This window comes from Acinetobacter sp. ANC_7511 (assembly GCF_056779975.1).
Window position 1 is genome coordinate 76,871 of record NZ_JBWYIY010000002.1, and the last position, 19,930, is coordinate 96,800.

Annotated in this window: 20 protein-coding genes and 1 pseudogene; 12 read left to right on the forward strand and 9 right to left on the reverse strand. The window is 38.9% G+C overall.

The window, feature by feature from the left end; all coding sequences use genetic code 11:
- Nucleotides 1-3 precede the first annotated feature (3 nt).
- Nucleotides 4-639, forward strand: coding sequence for a 2-polyprenyl-3-methyl-6-methoxy-1,4-benzoquinone monooxygenase (gene coq7, locus AC1M9L_RS01800; RefSeq protein ID WP_481591178.1), 636 nt, complete (start codon nt 4-6; stop codon nt 637-639).
- 28 nt (nt 640-667) lie between these two features.
- On the opposite strand, the gene AC1M9L_RS01805 is transcribed toward coq7, so the two are convergent.
- The 5 genes from AC1M9L_RS01805 to AC1M9L_RS01825 form a co-directional block, all read right to left on the reverse strand.
- Complete coding sequence (locus tag AC1M9L_RS01805) at nt 668-1,216, reverse strand: DUF2799 domain-containing protein (protein WP_481589836.1); 549 nt, start codon at nt 1,214-1,216, stop codon at nt 668-670.
- A gap of 146 nt (nt 1,217-1,362) precedes the next feature.
- Nucleotides 1,363-1,818 carry a 2-amino-4-hydroxy-6-hydroxymethyldihydropteridine diphosphokinase gene (locus AC1M9L_RS01810; protein ID WP_481591179.1) on the reverse strand — a complete coding sequence of 152 codons (456 nt, stop codon included), beginning with the start codon at nt 1,816-1,818 and terminating at the stop codon, nt 1,363-1,365.
- Nucleotides 1,775-2,155 carry a dihydroneopterin aldolase gene (folB, locus tag AC1M9L_RS01815; RefSeq protein ID WP_481591180.1) on the reverse strand — a complete coding sequence of 127 codons (381 nt, stop codon included), beginning with the start codon at nt 2,153-2,155 and terminating at the stop codon, nt 1,775-1,777. The genes AC1M9L_RS01810 and folB overlap by 44 nt, the downstream gene beginning before the upstream one ends.
- 119 nt (nt 2,156-2,274) lie before the next feature.
- Nucleotides 2,275-3,573 carry an ABC1 kinase family protein gene (locus AC1M9L_RS01820; RefSeq protein WP_481591181.1) on the reverse strand — a complete coding sequence of 433 codons (1,299 nt, stop codon included), beginning with the start codon at nt 3,571-3,573 and terminating at the stop codon, nt 2,275-2,277.
- Between the two features lie 39 nt (nt 3,574-3,612).
- The gene (locus AC1M9L_RS01825) at nt 3,613-4,392 is read right to left on the reverse strand and encodes a HesA/MoeB/ThiF family protein (RefSeq protein ID WP_481591182.1); all 780 of its coding nucleotides are present in this window, start codon (nt 4,390-4,392) and stop codon (nt 3,613-3,615) included.
- A 240-nt stretch (nt 4,393-4,632) separates the two neighbouring features.
- Here AC1M9L_RS01825 and AC1M9L_RS01830 point away from each other — a divergent pair, with 240 nt between their 5' ends.
- The gene (locus tag AC1M9L_RS01830) at nt 4,633-5,559 is read left to right on the forward strand and encodes an N-acetylmuramoyl-L-alanine amidase (RefSeq protein ID WP_481591183.1); all 927 of its coding nucleotides are present in this window, start codon (nt 4,633-4,635) and stop codon (nt 5,557-5,559) included.
- A 58-nt stretch (nt 5,560-5,617) separates the two neighbouring features.
- Here AC1M9L_RS01830 and AC1M9L_RS01835 read toward each other — a convergent pair whose 3' ends face one another.
- Nucleotides 5,618-6,382, reverse strand: a complete 765-nt coding sequence (locus tag AC1M9L_RS01835; protein WP_481591184.1) for a 3-hydroxyacyl-CoA dehydrogenase — start codon at nt 6,380-6,382, stop codon at nt 5,618-5,620.
- Between the two features lie 282 nt (nt 6,383-6,664).
- Between AC1M9L_RS01835 and AC1M9L_RS01840 the strand changes: the two genes are divergently transcribed.
- From AC1M9L_RS01840 to AC1M9L_RS01850, 3 genes and pseudogenes are all read left to right on the forward strand, one after another.
- Entirely contained in the window at nt 6,665-7,018 is a 354-nt protein-coding gene (locus tag AC1M9L_RS01840) for a hypothetical protein (RefSeq protein WP_481591185.1), read from the forward strand.
- A 314-nt stretch (nt 7,019-7,332) separates the two neighbouring features.
- The gene (locus AC1M9L_RS01845; RefSeq protein ID WP_481591248.1) at nt 7,333-8,283 is read left to right on the forward strand and encodes an aliphatic sulfonate ABC transporter substrate-binding protein; all 951 of its coding nucleotides are present in this window, start codon (nt 7,333-7,335) and stop codon (nt 8,281-8,283) included.
- A 116-nt stretch (nt 8,284-8,399) separates the two neighbouring features.
- Nucleotides 8,400-9,101, forward strand: a pseudogene (locus AC1M9L_RS01850) (ABC transporter permease); the annotation flags it as partial.
- Nucleotides 9,102-9,138: 37 nt separating this feature from the next.
- Here the strand turns inward: AC1M9L_RS01850 and prmC are convergent.
- Together prmC and prfA are read right to left on the reverse strand one after the other, a co-directional pair.
- Nucleotides 9,139-9,957: a peptide chain release factor N(5)-glutamine methyltransferase gene (gene prmC / locus AC1M9L_RS01855; RefSeq protein WP_092766184.1), complete on the reverse strand. Its 819-nt coding sequence runs from the start codon at nt 9,955-9,957 to the stop codon at nt 9,139-9,141.
- A complete protein-coding gene (gene prfA, locus AC1M9L_RS01860; protein ID WP_035267080.1) occupies nt 9,957-11,045 on the reverse strand; it encodes a peptide chain release factor 1 in 1,089 nt (362 codons plus the stop codon). Before prfA ends, prmC begins: the two co-directional genes overlap by 1 nt.
- Nucleotides 11,046-11,447: 402 nt before the next feature.
- Here prfA and AC1M9L_RS01865 point away from each other — a divergent pair, with 402 nt between their 5' ends.
- From AC1M9L_RS01865 to AC1M9L_RS01885, 5 genes are all read left to right on the forward strand, one after another.
- On the forward strand, nt 11,448-11,876 hold the full coding sequence (locus AC1M9L_RS01865; RefSeq protein ID WP_092766183.1) for a glycine zipper domain-containing protein: 429 nt from the start codon (nt 11,448-11,450) through the stop codon (nt 11,874-11,876).
- A gap of 201 nt (nt 11,877-12,077) precedes the next feature.
- On the forward strand, nt 12,078-12,584 hold the full coding sequence (locus AC1M9L_RS01870; protein WP_092766182.1) for a hypothetical protein: 507 nt from the start codon (nt 12,078-12,080) through the stop codon (nt 12,582-12,584).
- 131 nt (nt 12,585-12,715) lie between these two features.
- Nucleotides 12,716-13,720 carry an LLM class flavin-dependent oxidoreductase gene (locus AC1M9L_RS01875; protein ID WP_481591186.1) on the forward strand — a complete coding sequence of 335 codons (1,005 nt, stop codon included), beginning with the start codon at nt 12,716-12,718 and terminating at the stop codon, nt 13,718-13,720.
- Between the two features lie 289 nt (nt 13,721-14,009).
- Nucleotides 14,010-14,939, forward strand: a complete 930-nt coding sequence (locus AC1M9L_RS01880) for a hypothetical protein (RefSeq protein WP_035267073.1) — start codon at nt 14,010-14,012, stop codon at nt 14,937-14,939.
- Between the two features lie 20 nt (nt 14,940-14,959).
- A complete protein-coding gene (locus tag AC1M9L_RS01885; protein ID WP_481586989.1) occupies nt 14,960-15,520 on the forward strand; it encodes an NAD(P)/FAD-dependent oxidoreductase in 561 nt (186 codons plus the stop codon).
- Nucleotides 15,521-15,683: 163 nt separating this feature from the next.
- Here AC1M9L_RS01885 and ppsR read toward each other — a convergent pair whose 3' ends face one another.
- Nucleotides 15,684-16,520, reverse strand: coding sequence for a posphoenolpyruvate synthetase regulatory kinase/phosphorylase PpsR (ppsR, locus tag AC1M9L_RS01890; protein ID WP_035267069.1), 837 nt, complete (start codon nt 16,518-16,520; stop codon nt 15,684-15,686).
- 155 nt (nt 16,521-16,675) lie between these two features.
- Between ppsR and ppsA the strand changes: the two genes are divergently transcribed.
- Both ppsA and AC1M9L_RS01900 read left to right on the forward strand, forming a co-directional pair.
- The gene (ppsA, locus tag AC1M9L_RS01895; RefSeq protein WP_035267067.1) at nt 16,676-19,054 is read left to right on the forward strand and encodes a phosphoenolpyruvate synthase; all 2,379 of its coding nucleotides are present in this window, start codon (nt 16,676-16,678) and stop codon (nt 19,052-19,054) included.
- Between the two features lie 81 nt (nt 19,055-19,135).
- A complete protein-coding gene (locus AC1M9L_RS01900; protein WP_481591187.1) occupies nt 19,136-19,897 on the forward strand; it encodes an RDD family protein in 762 nt (253 codons plus the stop codon).
- Nucleotides 19,898-19,930: the final 33 nt, after the last annotated feature.

The window sequence follows — 19,930 nt, forward strand, 5'->3', positions numbered from 1 at the left end:
GTTATGCGTCACTACACAGGTCTAGATAAATTTATCCATTCATTTGATCAAGCACTGCGTAGTTTGGTACCAGGCACCACCACCTCACAACGTGAAAATCCAGCAAGTCAAGCAGAGACTCATCTCGCAGTGAGTGAAGCAAGGCATGTTGCTGGACTCATGCGTGTTAATCACAGTGGCGAAGTCTGTGCTCAAGCGCTTTATCACGGTCAAGCATTGACAGCTAAGTTGCCTAATGTTCGTCGTGAAATGGAGCATGCCGCGATTGAAGAACAAGATCATTTAGCATGGTGTGAAGATCGTTTAAAAGAGTTAGATAGTCATACAAGTCTACTCAATCCTGTATGGTATGGTCTTTCTTTTGGTATGGGTGCGATTGCAGGTATTGCTGGTGACAAATACAGTTTAGGCTTCGTTGCAGAAACTGAACGCCAAGTGAGTCTGCATCTGCAACACCATCTTGACCAACTCCCACCGCATGATGCCCGCTCTCGTCAAATTTTGACACAGATGAATCAGGATGAACTTCAGCATCGAGATACTGCACTAAATGCAGGTGGTGTGGAATTACCAGCTGCGGTCAAAATCGCAATGACGGGTATATCCAAACTCATGACCAAAACAAGTTATTATATTTAAAAAAAACGCGGCTCATGGGCCGCATTTTTTATAGATGATGGAATCGTCTAAACTTATTTAATTCACGCTCAGCATGATTGAAATTCAAATCTAACCGCAATTTATCCTGCTTTAAGGACTTTATTTTCTTAAGATACTCTTCCCGCTTTTCTTTGGTGATTTTGTCATCCAGTAAGTAGTCTCGATAAGTTTCAATTTCTTTATCTTTAGCATCTTTGTCTTTCTTAGAACGATAGTACTGATCGGCCACATTATAAAAGGGTGCTAATTGGGCATGTAACTCTGATGGACAAACCCTATACCCACCTCTTCCATCCAAAGCTCCATCGAAAATAACTTCGGGTTGACAATATGAACGAAGCCCAAGTTGGTAACCTTTTTCATATAACTTGTGATCAGGTTCAATATTCACTTTTGAACAGGCTTTTTGATGTTTAACAATGCGATTCGAATAACCACTGCTTCCATCTTTTTCACCTATTTCCGACCATTGAGCAGTTCGACACTCTTGAGGGGAAAGCGTTGCACAACCTGAGAGGAACGCCAAAATTGCGCTTAACACAATAATTTTATACATCTTCTTGATATGGAGCTTATTTATTTTGAAGTGGCGTATTATAAAAATTAGTGCATTTAAAAGAAGCTGATTATTGTTACATCACAGCCTATTTCCATATCAAAGACATATTTGATCAATGCTACCGATGGACTATTCGGCGAAACTCATCCTATTTTAGAAAATGAACCATCTAGTGACACTTGAGGAAAATGATGCGCTTCATGCTCAAATAATGGATTTTCCCAAATATCAAACATTGGAATTTTAACATCTAAGGCTAATGGCATTTTTTTTGGATTAAATTGCATATTTTGGAGCGTATTTCCCCATGCAATGAGATCTACATCTAAAGAAATATCATGTGACGGACGGACTCGACCAGAAGCTTTTTCCAGCGCTTTTAAAAGATTGGTAATTTCATTGACTTGCCGCTTTGATTCTAATAAACATGCAGCATTCCAATAATCTTGTCCAACACCATCTCGACAAGGTATGACATAGATGGGAGAACGCGTAATACAACCTAATGATGCGATTTTCTTTAATGCATTCACCAGATGATTGTGCGGTTGGCTATTACTCGCCAATGCTAGCGCGTAAATCATTACGGTGTCTTTCAAGACGAATTCCTACTGAATTGGCTTGTGGAATAATGGCAGGCTTACGCACAGTAATTTGGATAGACTCAATTGCTGGATATTGTTCAAACAAAGCTTTGAGGACAATTTTTGCAGCAAATTCAATTAATTCAGGTTGAGCTTTTTGAATCGTCTGAGTCGCGATTTCACAAATTTCAGCATAATTTAAAGTATCAGCGAGAAGATCTGAATTTGATGCCTGCTCTAAATCAGTCGCAATATGAAGATCAAGCAATAATGGTTGAATGATTTGCCGTTCCCAGTCAAAACATCCGATGACTGTTTCAACTTTCAATCCTTCAATTAATATGGAATCCATCTTCAATCATGACCTTTTCGTAAACTATCAAACAGTGATAGCACGCTTGACGGGAGGCGATAAAAGCAAATCCTCTTCTATTGAGGATTTGCTATGATATTTTAACACTTGTTTAAGATTTAATGTTTCAACAAAAGATTAGGATCGATTGTTTGTACCATTTGTAAGCGCTGATCTGCATAAATATCAGTGTACGGCGCAAGAATTCTCATAAAACGATCAAAATAAAGCATTTGTTTAAACAGCAATGCGAAATCCCGTGGAAAACGGATGCCATGACGCTCACCTACAGCCACCATATCCATCATGATGTCATTTAAGTCGGCTGGATTAGATGACAGAATTTGCTGAGGATCAGCGGTGAGTACGCCACTGAATAATCGTTCTAAATCGTTTGCCAAAACTGTTGTATCAATTTGCATATTGGTCATGCCCATTTTCAGCATATTTTCTGCCATCAATGGATAATTGGTATTTTGCAATGCATCCATGAAAGCAATACATGCAGTCCATACTTCAGGCTTTAATTGTCCCACAATCCCAAAATCAATGAATCCAATGCGACCATCATCCAAAAGCATGAGGTTGCCAGCATGTAAATCTGCATGGAAACTTTCACACATCATCAAACTACCAAACCATGTGTTCATGGCAGTAATCAAAACCTGTGATGGGTCTTTAGAAACTTGACGAACCACATCGAAATCCGTCAACGGCACGCCATAAAGACGCTGCATTGTCAGGACACGACGTGTTGAATATTGATGATATACCTTTGGTGCAGTCGCTTTAGTATTTTGAGTAATGTGCAGATAATTAACAAAATCATCAATATTTTTTGCTTCTTCAATAAAATCAACTTCACGAACCATACGTGTTTTGATTTCTTCAACAATATCCGCAAGTGAAGCAAATTTTACTTTAGGAACTGCCTTCTCTAGAATCTTGGTCGCCCAATGTAGGACATTTAAATCCGTATAAAGGATGGTTTCAACACCAGGTTTTTGGACTTTGATCACGACATCTTCGCCGCTCACCAATTTAGCAGCATGCACTTGTGCGATCGAAGCAGAAGCTAATGGCGTTTCATCAATAGATGCGAAAATTTCACCTAAATCGCGACCGTCAAACTCAGCATTCAAAACACTTTCAATATAGCTAAATGGGAGTTTAGGTGTCTGATCTAAACACCCTTGAAATTCCTCAACATATTCACGTGGAAATAATGAAGGCGTACTGGCAATAAACTGTCCCAACTTAATATACGTTGAACCAAGTGACTCGAAAGTTTCGCGCATTAATTTCGCATTACTCGGTTTTTCTGTCGCGTATTTAATCCCTGCTCGCGCAGCAATGACCGCAGTTTCACCTACACGGGCCACTGAGCGTAAACCATCTAACCAAATATTATTTTTCATAATGTCGATATTAAATTTCGATATGTTGAGTGTAGCAAATTAAATTGTCTTTGCGGATTGACTGATGTGACAGATTTGACATTCTTTATCCTTGTCAAAATTCAAAATTCGCTGTTGCATGTTCCTTCCATTCCATAGAAGGATCTTCTGTTTTAATGGTGTTAAATTTAACCCCAGATATAATAGCGCATGATGTGCTTGCATACTTGCCATCACGTTAGGAGTTGTTGCTAAAACTCCTGAATCTGCACACCTTAAACTCTCATCTGCATGATCTTCTTTGGGAAAAAGACATTCATAACACGCTGATTCACCATCCACCATAAATAACTGACCCTGCAAACCAATCGCAGATGCACTGATGAGTGGAACATTCGCATCCTTACACATTTGATTGACCAAATAACGGGTTTCAAAATTATCACAACCATCTAACACAAGATCTTGCTGTGTAATCAGTGCGGCAGCATTATTAAAATCAATTTTTGAAGTGATGTATTCAATCTTAATATAAGGATTAATTTGAGAAATTTTCTTTGCTAACACTTCAGCTTTGTAAAAATCCACATCATGATGATCAAAGGCAATTTGTCGCTGTAAATTACTGATTTCTACAGTATCAGCATCGATGAGTGTCAATTTACCTACGCCTGCTCTCGCCAATAACTCTGCAGTCAAACACCCTATTCCACCACAACCAATAATGAGCACATTGGACAGCTTTAATCTTTCTTGTGCATCAATATCCCAATCCTCTAGTAATATTTGTCTTGCGTACAACTGTAGCTCAACATCACTCAGTTCAATGCTATCACTCACCTAAACACCCTGATTACATGCTTGTATAAGCCTATGATACCGAATAAATAAGCAGTCTATTCATACAATTGTGAAGATAATTTTTACCCTAGAAGATCTGTACCTTATTGTTACAATTCGAATAGGTTTGTTTAATTTTTCTTATTTTATTTTTTACTACTAATAAACATAATCTCAATAATTGCTTCACTAGCAATTGATTTTAAAAACATCTAACTTCAATAAATGACAGTCATACTTATGAATAAAAAATTTTTTGCACTCGCTACATTATTAGTTTCGAGTTTATTCCTGACGGCATGTAAAGATGAAAAGATCACCAACATTACATACGTCAATCAAGGTTCGGATACCCAACCAGAATATACAGAAAGCACGCTTTATGATCTGGACGAAGAGAATGCTTCACCCAATCAAGACAATCGGCAAATGTTCTTGATTCTGCACTACACAGCAGTATCTAAAGACGAAACATTGGCTTTGTTTAAAGATCCTAATTTCCCTGCCAGTAGTCACTATTTTGTACCCGAATTACCAACCAATGGTAAATTTACTGTGTACCGTCTTGTGCCTGATGATAAAAGAGCTTGGCATGCTGGCGCGAGTTCTTGGCAGACCAACAGTAGTTTGAATGCCTCAAGTATCGGCATTGAAATTGAAAATCTCGGTTTCCCTGCTGACGATGAACAACTCCCTTTGATGCAACGTCGATGGTATCCATTTTCATCAAAACAACAAATCGAAGTCCTTGCAGATATTATTTTAAAAATGACTAAAAAATACGAGATCAGACCCGACCGAATTTTGGGGCACAGTGATATTTCTCCAGGTCGTAAATTTGATCCAGGTCCGCTATTTCCTTGGAAACGTTTATATGAAGACTATAACATCGGTGCTTGGTACGATAACGACACTGTAAATTATTATCGTACCTATCATCCTTGGAAGAATGATATTGCTTCGTTACAAAGCAAATTGGCATTATACGGATATAACATTCCTGTCACTGGTCAATATGATCAAGTCACTCAAAATGTTGTATCCGCATTCCAAATGCATTTTTATCCTGAAAAATATGATGGTATGGCGGATATTGAAACCGTAGCCCGCCTTGATGCATTACTTGAGAAGTATCGTAATGTAGCTCGTCCGGCGATTACACCATAAAGCATCTGAGATCAGTTTAGTCGTCTATTTAAGTGAAGACTAAACTGATTTTCATATATTATTTTGGCGCCATACGAATTGCGCCATCCAATCGAATCACTTCACCATTTAAATACGAATTTTCAAAGATATGTCCAACCAGTTTCGCAAATTCTTCAGGTTTAGCTAAACGTGGTGGGAATGGAACCATCTGTCCCAATGCATCCTGCACATTTTGCGGAAGACCTTTAAGCATTGGGGTTTCCATGATTCCTGGCGCAATAGTCATAACACGGATCTTTTCACGTGCTAACTCACGCGCCAATGGTAAAGTCATACCAACAACAGCGCCCTTAGATGCAGAATATGCAGCCTGACCAATTTGACCATCAAAAGCAGCAACTGAAGCCGTGTTCACAATGACACCGCGTTCTTCCTCTTCCCCCAAAAGCGCATACTGTGACATTAATTGCGCAGCATAGCGCAACATATTAAAGGTTCCACTGACGTTGATATTCAGCACTGTTTGGAACATATCTAAGGCATGTAGGCCATCACGACCAAGCACTTTAGCTGATGGTGCAATACCAGCACAGTTGATTAAACCATTTAATTGTCCATATTTTTCTTGTATGTGTGCAAAGAATGATTCAACTGCTTTTTCATCAGTTACATCTAGTTGAATAAATTCTGCACCAATTTCTTGACCCGTTTGCTCGCCCAAAGATGCATTCATATCAACAATTACCACACGAGCACCCTGCTGTTGAAGATAAGCTGCTGTCGCCGCACCTAACCCAGAAGCGCCACCTGTAATAACAATCACTTTTCCTTGAATAATCATAAATCTCATTATCCTTTTTTTAGTTTTAAGTTGGCTTTAGGGTAATCCTCCTCTAATACGGATTCAATTTATTCAGTGACCAATTGGTATAAAAAATTCAAAATAGTTATAATTTAATATTTATTTTATATAAAAATTAATCACACATTACAGTTAAGTTTGCTTTATTGACATGATTTAAAAGTCATACAGTCATCGTTATTCTTTTGAATTCGGCTAATATTTAGACTATTTTAATCTTATTCATTTCGGCAGTTTGCCATATCTCCTAAAGGTTCAATCATGTTTAAAATGATCGATGTCTTAGAGCAAAATTTTGCTCAAACTTTCCCCCATTCACTTAACCAAGATGCAGATCGAATTTCAGAGCAGCTTCAAATGAGCATTCTGAATGCATCTGAAATAGATTTAAAAAATGCAATCAATCATTTCCTAAACACTCAAGATGCAAGTGAAACTGCACTTGCGTTAGATATTTCAACTGAACGTCTTAATGAACTGAAATCTGGCATTGCGTTAAAAGATGCTTCGAAAATTTCGGACACTTTAAAAGTAGTGGCCCTATGCTTGGCTTTGGAGTCAGACTCATTAGAGCTTCTTGAAGTGAGCGATATTTCAACTGAGTATTTCGTATAATCTGAGTGTTGAGATCAAACTCATAGGGTTTGATCTCATTTTCTCTATTAGTCTTATTATATTAAATTATGTGACCTTCATCTCATTGCACTAATTCATATAAAGTTCTGATAAATCACTATATTTTCACAAAACCACAATATTTATAAAATATTGATTTGATTTCAATGTGTTAACTCATAATTTTAACTTTATCAAAATTTATTCTTTTAATATCTCATTTTCTTTTTTGTCACAAATCACCTGAAAGGCTATTTATATCGAAAATTTAGCGAATTAAATCAGGTACTTTAGTGAAAAAATCAATATCTCCATTGAAATTAGGTCTATTGGGTTTAGCAATTATTGTTGTTCATAGTGGAGCCAATGCCGCACTTCCTAAGGAAATTAAACTGGATTATGCCTATTATGCTCCTACGAGCTTAGTGGTTAAAAATCAAAAGCTATTAGAAAAGGCTTTACCCAATACCAAAATCAAATGGATATTTAGTCAAGGCAGTAATCGCTCCTTAGAATATCTCAATAGCGGCAGTGTTGATTTTGCTTCAACTGCTGGTCTTGCCGCTGTATTAAGTCGTGCCAATGGTAGCCCTGTTAAAACAGTTTATATCCAAAGCCAACCTGAATGGACAGCTTTAGTCGTGCCAAAAGACTCCCCGATTAAATCCTTAAAAGATCTAAAAGGTAAAAAAATTGCCGCAACAAAAGGAACTGACCCATTTTTATTTACGCTACAAGCTTTAGATACCGTTGGATTAAATAAAAAAGATGTACAGCTTGTTCATTTGCAGCATCCAGATGGCAAAACGGCGTTAGAGCGTAAACAAGTGGATGCTTGGGCTGGCTTAGACCCTTTGATGGCATCAGCTCAAGTCCAGTCGGGTGCAAAACTGCTTTATCGTAATGTAGGCTTTAATAGTTATAGCGTGTTAAGCGTCAAAGAGCCATTTACTCGATCTAGCCCAGAAGCAATTGAAGCCGTAATTAAAGCGTATGAGCAAGCACGTAAATGGGCAAAAGCCAATCCAGATAAACTGGCGCAGTTACTCGCCACTGAAGCTAAACTACCTTTAGAGGTTGCAAAACTTCAGCTTCAGCGTACTGACTTTAATCAAAACATTCCTAAAGCCCAACACATTAATGCACTACAAAAATCCGGCAAAATCTTGACTGAAGAAGACTTAGTTCGTAAAGGAACAAATGTAAATCAAGTTATTCAACAGTTATTTAATGCCTCATTCGCTCAAAAAGTGGTGACAAAATAATGGCGATCAGTGAAAAAGCGATTGAACATCGGAATATCGATGTCCATTCACAACTGTCGACAAAAGGGAATAAATGGTTGAAAGGTATTTTCCTCCCTGTATTACTGGTACTGCTGTGTGAAATTTTGGTTCGAGGTGGTGTAGTTGAACCTTATCTGCTACCTGCTCCAAGTAGCTTATTTGTTTCCCTGCAAGAACTTGCTCAGAATGATTTAGGTCAACATATTTGGGCAAGTACATGGCGAGTGTTTTTAGGGTTTGCTATTGGTAGTGGTTTAGCACTATTTTTTGCAGTTTTGGTAGGACTCAATCACCATGCAGAAGAGTTTATTGAACCGACCTTTTCTGCAATTAAGTCAATTCCTAGTCTTGCGTGGATTCCTCTCCTTTTGTTATGGCTTGGTATTGATGAATCATCAAAAATCACCCTCATTGCGATTGGTGCTTTTTTTCCAACCTATACCAATACTGTGGCTGGTATTCATGGTGTCGACCGAAAATTGATTGAGTTGGCTCAAGTGTATAGACTGAATCGCTGGCAACAAATCTATCAAATCGTTTTACCCGCAGCTTCTCCATCTATCCTTACAGGCTTGCGCAATAGTTTGAGTTTAGCTTGGATGTTTATGATTGCCGCTGAACTCATTGCAGCAACGCAAGGTATTGGATATTTATTAAGTGATGGACGTGAAACATCGCGTCCAGATATTGTGATCATTGCTATTATTTTATTGGCAATATTGGGGAAAATTACTGATACCATAATGAAAGTATTTGAATCAAAATTATTGTTATGGCGTGATGTCATCAAAAGATGAATCAATAAAAAAGCGACCTAAAGTCGCTTTTTTATTTCTAATGAGGCCATTGTGCTAAAGTCACGCGATCGTTACCACCATAATCTTTAACGGTTCTCACTTTCTTATAACCTGCTTGACGAAATAGATGCTGAACAGCGTCTGCTTGATCATATCCATGTTCAAGTACCACCCAACCTTCAACAGTCAGATGCTTCTTGGCTTGTAAAATAATTTGCTCAAGATCAGCTAAACCTTTTTTATCAGAGATTAATGCACGTTGAGGCTCGGTCGCCAAATTGTGCATATGTTCATCTGCTGGATCAATATAAGGCGGATTAGATACAATGACATCAAAAAATTGACGCCCAAACGGTTTTAACCAACTGCCTAGTACAAATTGAACCTGATCTAAGTCATGTTGCTCAGCATTAAATTTAGCGACTTCCAATGTAGGCTCATAAATATCGGTTGCTGTTAAAGACCAATTAGGACGTTCCGAAGCGAGTGACAATGCAATGGCGCCTGTCCCAGTTCCTAAATCTACAACGCGCGCATCCTCAGGCAACTCTAACTTTAAAACTGTCTCCACCAAAACTTCGGTGTCCGGTCTAGGCACCAAAGTATCGGACGTCACTTTTAAGTCCAATGTCCAAAAAGGTTGCGAACCTGTGACATAAGCTAAAGGCTCACCTGCTTCAATCCGAGCAATCGCCTCTCGATACGCCTGCTCTTGTTCTGCAGTGAGCTCTTTATCCTTCTTCATCACCAAATCGAATGAATCGATTTTAGTGATATGTTCGAGCAACCAAGCATTTTCTTGACGCTCATAACTTTCAGGCTCACCACGCAGTGCAAGCGCTTGTTGAATGTTCATTAACCACCATTCTGCTGTGCAAGCATTGCCAATTGATCCGCTTGATATTCACGATGTAAGCTATCTAAAAGCTCAGTCAAATCTCCCTCCATCACTGCATCCAACTTATATAAAGTTAAGTTAATACGATGATCAGTCATACGACCCTGAGGATAATTATAGGTACGAATACGTTCTGAACGATCACCTGAACCCACCAAATCACGGCGCATTTCAGATGTAGCAGCATCAGCTGCTGCACGTTTAGCATTCTCAAGACGAGATGCCAATAATGCCATTGCCTTTGCTTTGTTCTTATGTTGTGAACGCTCTTCCTGACATTCAACAACAGTACCTGTCGGAATATGCGTGATTCGTACAGCAGAATCCGTTTTATTGACGTGCTGACCACCCGCCCCAGATGCACGATAAGTATCAATACGCAAGTCTGAAGGGTTAATATCTACAGTCGTATCAACATCAATTTCAGGAAGAATTGCAACGGTACAAGCTGAAGTATGAACTCGCCCCTGTGATTCAGTTGCAGGAACGCGCTGAACTCGATGAGCACCGCTTTCAAATTTTAAGCGTCCGTAAACACCTTCACCATTAATTAAACAAATAATTTCTTTGTAACCGCCATGTTCACCTTCATTTTCAGAAAGGATTTCGACACGCCAACCCTGTGATTCAGCATATTTACTGTACATACGGAATAAATCACCAGAGAAAATCGCAGCTTCATCGCCACCTGTCCCTGCACGTACTTCCAGATATGCAGAGTTCGCATCATTTGGATCTTTCGGAATCATCAGAATATTCAATTCTGCCTCTAAAGATTCAATTAATGCTTTATTTTCTTTAATTTCTTCTTGAGCCATTTCCTTAAAGTCAGGATCTGACAACATTGCTTCAGCCGTTACAATATCTTCTTCCGCTTGGGTATATTTTTTCCAAACAGTGGTGATTTCAGTCAAATCATTGTGTTCACGTGACAAATTACGGAAACGCTTATTGTCGGAAATGACTTCAACATCAGCCAATAGCGCTTCTAATTCTTCATGACGATCACAAAGTTGGTCTAATCGTAAACGTAACGATTCTTTCATGTTAAATAAAATCTCTAATACTGGATTAACTTAAGGACTGCCTTAAATTAATATTTCTAAAATTGCGAGTAGTTTAACGACTCTGACATTCAATTAACATATTTATATAGAATGACTTTGCAAAACCATTTTTTAAATCCTTGTCACACCCAATTAATGGATAATCAAAAATTAGCCCCATAACTGCCAAGTTTAAAAACTGTTTACTGAATCAACTCTCCATAGTTTCTTCTTAATCAGCCCAATAATGTATATTGAATGATCAGTTGTAATATAAAAACAACATTGTGCAACCAAAACGTAAAACTCTAGGTTAACTTCTACATATTTAGCGCTTCAATTCTTGTTACATTGTGCTCAACGAATTATTACTCGTCCACGAACAAGGACATGGAGTCACACATGAAATTAAATACCCTATTAATGTCAGCCACCTTAGCCACTGCATCAATGTTCACGGTATCTGCACATGCAGACAGTACAGCGCGTGTCGCTGCTGCGAGTGCTTTAGGTAGTGTAGCCGGTACAGCAATTGGTAAAAACATGGGTGGCACAACAGGTGCAACTTTAGGTGCAGCACTTGGTGGTGCTGGTGGTGCTGCTGTTGCTAGTAATAAACGTAACCGTACTGAATCTGCCATTGGAGGTGCATTAGGTGGCGGTGCGGGTTATACCGTAGGTAATAGTATGGGTGGAACCAATGGCGGTTATATCGGCTCTGCTTTAGGTGCTGCTGGTGGTGCTGCTCTTGGTAACAAAATTGCGAAAGACAAAGCATATGATTCACGTCAAGATCGTAAATGGAAAAAGAAAAAACATAGCCGCCGTTAATATAATCTGATTGTTAGTTTCCCCTTTGAATACTCTGTATTCACCTCGATGCGCCTTAGGGCGCATTTTTTTATTAACAAATTAATTATGGATAAATTAGGGAGAGAAAAATACAAACCAGCAACTTGCTCTCCAAAATGATTGCAGAAATTTGGATTAAATTAAAACCATCAAATATAAGACTTCGACAAGGAGTTCACCATGAAATTCAATTCAAAGTTATTTGCTGCTGCGATCGCAACTGCGGCCTTGAGTACAACAACTGCTTATGCTGATAGTTCGTCTAGAGTTGCCCTCACATCTGCTTTAGGTGGAGTCGTTGGTGCTGCGATTGGTCAACAAATGGGTGGCTCGACTGGAGCAATGATCGGATCAGCGATTGGTGGTGCTGGTGGCGCAGCTGCATCAGCGAATAAAAAAGATCGTAATGCTGCTGCAATTGGTGCAGCATTAGGTGGTGCTGGTGGTTACACCGTTGGTAATAATATGGGCGGAACAAATGCTGGTTATGCTGGGGCTGCATTAGGTTCAGCTGGTGGTTCAGTTTTAGGTAAAAAAGTGGCTGAAGATCGTCGCGAAGATGACTATAGAGATCGTTATGATCGCCGTGAAAGCGGTTATCGCAATTCAAACTATCGTTATAATGACCGTAATTACAGAAGTGACAATGGTCGTCATTTAGGCTGGTATAAAAACGGTAAACGCTAATTCCAAACTCTTAAAATTCAAGCGCTCAACCTAGAGCGCTTTTTTATTTACACTTATATCGTTTTTTTTCAATATACAAATACTCGAGTTCGTATTAACATCTTTATGAGTGTTCAAAAGAGTAGAAAGTTATGCGAAGCTTAAAAGATATCGAGTTTTCAGTATTGGAACTCGCTCCTGTACGTGATGATAAAACGATTGCTTTTTCACTACAGCATGCTTTGGAGTTAGCACAAAAAATCGAACAATTGGGTTTTAAACGACTGTGGCTTGCAGAGCACCATAATATGGATGGTATCGCTAGCTCAGCTACAGCTGTGTTATTAGGCTATATCCTTGCTAACACCTCCTCTTTAAAAGTAGGTTCTGGCGGAATCATGCTGCCTAATCATGCACCACTTGTTGTAGCAGAACAATTTGGAACACTAGCAACGCTTTATCCTGATCGAGTTGAGCTCGGACTAGGACGCGCACCAGGTACAGATCAATTGACCATGCGTGCCTTACGCCGAGGTCGTCAAGAGACTGAAGATCAATTTCCACAAGACGTGCTCGAAATTTTGAGCTATTTGGGGGAACCATCGCCACATCAGAGAATCGAAGCGACACCAGGTCAAGGAACACATGTTCCCGTATGGCTGTTAGGTTCTAGCTTATTTAGCGCACAATTGGCTGCTAAACTTGGCTTACCTTATTCTTTTGCTTCTCACTTTGCCCCTCGTATGCTGGGTCAAGCGATTCAACTTTACAGAGAAAACTTCGAACCTTCTGAATATTTGGATCGTCCTTATGTATCTATGGGCGTTCCAACTGTTGTAGCTGATACTGATGAAGAAGCTGAATACTTGGCTACTAGCGCTTATCAACGTGTATTAGGCTTAATGCGTGGGCAAAGCTTAAAACTCAAACCTCCAGTTAAATCAATGGATGGAATTTGGTCTGCTCCAGAAAAGATGTCAGTTGACAGTTTTTACGCAATGGCTCAAATCGGATCACCAGAAACAGTGAAACAAGGTCTTGAACAACTACTGGTGCCTTATGATGTAGATGAGTTTATTTTTACCTGTGATATCTACGATACAGACAAACGCATTCAAAACTTTGAGTATTTAATGCAAATTAAGCAAAATGCTTAGATCAAAAAAATCCTGAAATGATTGAGTAATGGTTTTGATTTCAAATCTATAATTAATTACTCTTTCATTTCTTGAGTTTGTCAAACAACTATTGGCAATAAATGACATCAAATGTCCCTAAAAGACTATTCCAATGAAAAAATTCTTTTAACCAACAATATTAATGATTCATAATCAAATACTTAAAATTTGGCATTTTATATCAAACTAAAATAAGCACTTCTGCAAAACACATCACATTTTTAAGCGATAAAATTTCATGATTAAAAAATAAATACGGATGTATAACATGGCCTCTATCGACTTAGAAAAAATGTTGGATAAAGTAAAACATACTCAATGGACACTCTCGGATATTGACTGGGATGCTCCTGGCAAAGAATTAGTCACCGCAGAACAGTGGCCCAAGCTTAAAGATTTTATGGCTGATCTAATGTGGATCGAACATGTAGGTGCTCGTGCATTTTCTGCGATGTCAAAAAAAGCACCGACAGATACGCTTCGCGAAATGTATGCCATTTTCCACGCTGAGGAACAGCGTCACGCCAATGCCGAAATGGCACTGATGAAAAGATGGGGTATGCTTGAAGGCGATATTCCTAAACCCAATAAAAATTTAAGACTGATCATCGAATGGCTCGACACTTATGCTGATGAAATGCCCTTCTATATTCTAGGTGCTGTCATTCCGATGCTGGAAGTCGCTCTTGATGGCGCACTTTGTACATTCCTATTGGATACTGTAGAAGACCCAGTTTGTCATCAAGCTTTTGAACTAATTAATGGTGATGAAGCTCGTCATTTAGGTGTTGGATTTAGTGTCATGGAAGATCAAGGCTACAATAAAACCTTTATTGAGCTTTCTAAAATGGCAGCGCGAGTTGTAGATCCACGTTTATTACTTGGTATTCTTGCCTACTTACCACTCATTAATAAAATGCGTGATAATGTGATTAAACTAGGTCTGCCAGAAGAAAAGCTCTATGCAGCGATGCACAAATTTGCTCGAATAGGTGGACGTACTGCAGAAGGTCGTCGTAATCCTTGGTATCAAATTATTAACTTCCATGCACGAAGTGCCATGAACCGACGTAATAAATGGTTTCATATCCCTGTCGACACTATGGTAAAAATGACTGATAAGATTCCAGAAAAATCTTTACCTAAAATCCCATCTTGGATATATGAATTAACTGCAGAACCAAAAGCAACCCACTAAAACAATAATTAGGTACAGAAATGAAAAAAAGGAATAAAGCCCACACGGATTCGTTCTTTCATAATGAAGCTGAGTATTTTTCCAACTTTAAAGGAAAAATTATCTCAGCTGAGGACATCAAACAAACCGATTTTTCAGGATTAAAGGTCGCGATTATTGGTGCCAATCAAATGTCAGTTTCACATTTAGATGTGGTTTGCCAAAATGCTCTATTCGTCAAAGTATTTCAAATGACACCTCATTTCGTTTTGCCACACACTGAAAAAGGGATTCAAAAAATTATTGCCCATCCCCTCATCGCTAAAAATAAACGATTATTTAATCAGCGAATTAAGACGACATTGGCAATACGATATTTAGATTCTCAGATTTCAGATACTTGGTTAAAAAGACAATTGATGCCAAATCCAGCTTCGTCGCAAAAAATATTTTTTAAATCCGATCATTATTACAGCGCCTTACAGCGAGAAAACTGTAAATTGATCACATGGCCAGTCGTGAAAATTACTGAAAATGCCGTTCAAAGTATGGAAGGAATCGAACACTTAGTAGATATTATTATTACAACGTACGAAAAATAACCACCATTTAGTAGATAAATGCGATTCTAAATTACATTTTATGATGAAATTATAGACACTTGAATTATATAATTTTTGAATTTTATGAGTATTTATGACGATTAATCTCTTAATAAAAAGAAGCACAGCTAGTGCTTCTTTTTTTTAAATTAGATTTACCGATTTAACCAATCCGGCGTTTCAAGCCTGTCATTTGCAATACTCGTGTTGAGATTTCTTCAATCGACATTTCTGAAACATTTAGATATTTAATCCCTTCAGAAATATAAATACCTTCGATTGCACGCAATTCCATCTGACATTGGCTAAAACTTGCATAACGACTGTTGGCTTTGCGTTCAGATCGAATTGCCACCAAACGATCAGCATCAATCATTAATCCAAACAACTTATGCTTATGTGGACGTAAAACTGCTGGCAAACGGTTGTCATCCAAATCTTCTTCAGTTAACGGATAGTTCGCAACTCGAATACCAAATTGTAATGACAAATAAATTGAGGTCGGTGTTTTACCAGAACGCGACACTCCAATCAAAATTAAGTCCGCTTTATCATAGTGTCTTGTACGTGCGCCATCATCATTATCCAGCGCGAAATGTACAGCATCAATACGTGCCTTATAAGACTCAGAATCAGTCACAGCATGCGTTTGTCCGACTAAAGTTGTAGGGGCTGTTCCAAGCACCTCAGATAGCTTACTAATTAACCCTTCAAACACATCTAAATTAACCGCATTTGCCGTATTGATGATATCCCGAACATAGGGATCCACAAGAGTATCAAAGACAAGAGGTTGTTGGCCATCAGACTCTGCGCGCGCGTTAATCTCTGCAACGACGTTCATTGCGGCTTCTTCTGTAGTGATATACGGAATGATATGAATATCAAAATCGACATGAGGAAATTGAGCCAATAAAGAATGCCCGAGTGTTTCAGCCGTAATGGCAGTACCATCGGAAATAAAAAAAACACTTCGTTTAATATCTTTACTTTCTGCCATTAAATTAATCCTCAAATATTTGTCTAAGTACTATATAATCTTTATAGTAAACCGATCTTACATGACTGTCGCTTAGTAATGAAAGTTTGCTAAGTTTTCACAGAAAAATATCATGCCAAGATAGTGATTAATACTGCAAAAGTGGAGTAACAACTTTGGAAGCACGCGTAATCGGTCTGGAAAAATTAGGTAAACACGACGTAGAAATCGTGGGCGGTAAAAACTCATCTCTAGGCGAAATGATCAGCCATTTAGCAAATGCTGGTGTATCAGTTCCAGGTGGTTTTGCAACAACTGCTGCAGCTTACCGTGAATTCCTTGAGCAAAGTGGTCTAAATGCCAAAATTTCAGCCGAGCTCAAACAACTCAATGTTGACGACGTAAATGCACTTGCTGAAACTGGTGCTAAAATTCGTCAATGGATCGTTGATACTCCGCTTACTCCAGCACTTGAAAAAGAAGTTCGTGATGCATTCGCAACTCTTTCTAACGGCAACCCTGAGATCGCGGTTGCCGTTCGTTCATCTGCGACTGCAGAAGATTTACCAGACGCATCTTTTGCAGGACAACAAGAGACTTTCCTAAACATCCGCGGTATTGACAACGTCTTAATCGCGATTAAGGAAGTTTTTGCTTCACTTTATAACGACCGCGCAATTGCTTACCGTGTACACCAAAACTTCGATCATGACATCGTTGCTCTTTCTGCTGGTGTGCAACGTATGGTTCGCTCAGAAACTGGTGCTGCTGGTGTAATGTTTACACTGGACACTGAATCTGGTTTCCGTGACGTTGTATTCATTACTGCATCTTACGGTTTAGGCGAAATGGTCGTACAGGGTGCTGTAAACCCTGATGAATTCTATTTATCTAAGCCACTTTTAAATGCAGGTAAACACGCAGTATTGCGTCGTAACCTCGGCTCTAAACACCAAAAAATGATCTATGGTGAAGAAGGCTCTGCAGGTAAATCAGTTGTTGTTGTGGATGTTGAAAAAACTGAACGCCAACAATTTGCTTTAAATGATCAAGAATTACAAGAACTTGCTAAGCAGGCGTTAATCATTGAGCAACACTATGGTGCGCCAATGGATATCGAATGGGCGAAAGACGGTGATGATGGTCAAATTTACATCGTTCAAGCACGTCCTGAAACTGTGAAAAGCCGTGAGAATGTCGGCACAATGGAACGCTACCTATTAAAACAAAAAGGTACAGTTCTTTGTGAAGGTCGCTCAATCGGTCAACGTATCGGTTCTGGTAAAGTACGTATTGTTAATTCAATCAAAGAGATGGACAAAGTCCAAGATGGCGACGTTCTTGTTTCTGACATGACCGATCCTGATTGGGAACCAGTTATGAAACGTGCTGCTGCGATCGTTACAAACCGTGGTGGTCGTACTTGTCATGCCGCGATTATTGCACGTGAACTCGGTGTTCCAGCGATTGTTGGATGTGGTAACGCAACAGAAGTACTTGTTGATGGTCAAGAAGTAACTGTTTCATGTGCTGAAGGCGATACAGGTTTCATTTACGAAGGCGCTTTAGATTTCGAAGTTCAACGTAACTCGATTGAATCTATGCCAACACTTCCGTTCAAAATCATGATGAACGTTGGTAACCCTGATCGTGCATTTGACTTCGCTCAAATTCCAAACGAAGGTATTGGTCTTGCACGTCTAGAGTTCATCATCAACCGTATGATTGGTGTTCACCCTAAAGCATTACTCAATATTGACAGCTTACCTCGCGAAACACGTGCAGCTGTGATGACCCGTACTGCAGGTTACTCTTCACCGATTGAATTCTACGTTGAAAAACTCGTTGAAGGTATTTCTACACTTGCTGCTGCATTTGCTGATAAACCTGTCATCGTACGTATGTCAGACTTCAAATCAAATGAATATGCGAACTTAATCGGTGGTAAGTTATACGAACCTGAAGAAGAAAACCCGATGTTGGGCTTCCGTGGTGCAAGCCGTTATGTTTCTGACAACTTCCGTGACTGCTTCGAATTAGAATGCCGTGCATTGAAGAAAGTTCGTGATGAAATGGGTCTAACTAACATTCAAATCATGATCCCATTCGTCCGCACAGTTGCTGAAGCAAAACGTGTTATTGAACTTCTTGCTGCAAATGGCTTAAAACGTGGTGAAAATGGTCTTAAAGTGATCATGATGTGTGAATTACCAACCAATGCTCTACTTGCTGAACAATTCTTAGAGCATTTTGATGGCTTCTCAATCGGTTCAAATGACTTAACTCAGTTAACGCTTGGGCTTGACCGTGACTCAGGTATCGTTTCTCATTTATTTGATGAACGTGATCCAGCAGTAAAAGCTCTTCTTTCAATGGCGATTCATGCATGTCGTAAGGCAGGTAAATATGTGGGTATTTGTGGTCAAGGACCATCAGACCACCCAGATCTTGCTCGCTGGTTAATGGAACAAGGTATCGAATCTGTTTCACTCAACCCAGACTCTGTTTTAGATACATGGTTCTTCTTATCTGAAGAAAAGACTAAACAAGCTTAATAAACTATGTTAAAAAAAGACCCATTCATGGGTCTTTTTTTTACCCCATTATTTTTTAGTAATTTTTGAGAAATTAGGTTTATGCAAATTTACTTGGCGAGAAATAATCAACAAGCTGGACCGTATACGGTAGAGCAGTTAAATCAAATGCTCTCGAGCCAACAAGTTTTACTCACAGACTTGGTCTGGCATCAAGGTATGACTGAATGGAAAGCTTTAGGTGAACTCACTCAAGGAAAATTATATTACCAACCTGAAGGCTATCAACCCAATCCACCAGTGCAACAAAGCTATCCAAATGCTTCTATTTCGAGTGTCAATGTTCAAAAAAATACTGCTCAGCAAAAACTTGCCTCAATTGGATCTCGATTTTTAGCTAAACTCGTTGATCTGGCGCTTTGGTTGCCTGCCATGGTGATTCCTTCGTTCTTTATGCAAGAAGAACAAGTTGCTCAATTGACTGAGCTTCAGCAAAAAATGCAGAATGCTAGCTCATCAGATCAAGCAATCAAATTACAGGAACAGTTATTTACACTTATTCCAATGGAAGCTTGGCAAGCAATGTTGGTTTACATTGTATTAATGTTAGCTGCTCAAGCATTTTTAATTGCGAAAAGTGGTCAGAGTTTAGGTAAAAAAGTAGCAAAAATTCAAATTGTTGATGCTGAAAATGGACAGCAAGTGAACTTAATGCGCGCATTCACATTGCGTAGTGTGATTTTTATTGTATTGAATTTACTCTTTATGCCATTCATTACCATCATTGATCATGCCTTCGGTCTAAGTCAAAAAAGACAAACTTTGCACGATAAATTAGCAAAGACTAAAGTCATAAAACGATAATTTTTATCTTAGGGGAGCAAATGCTCCCCTTTG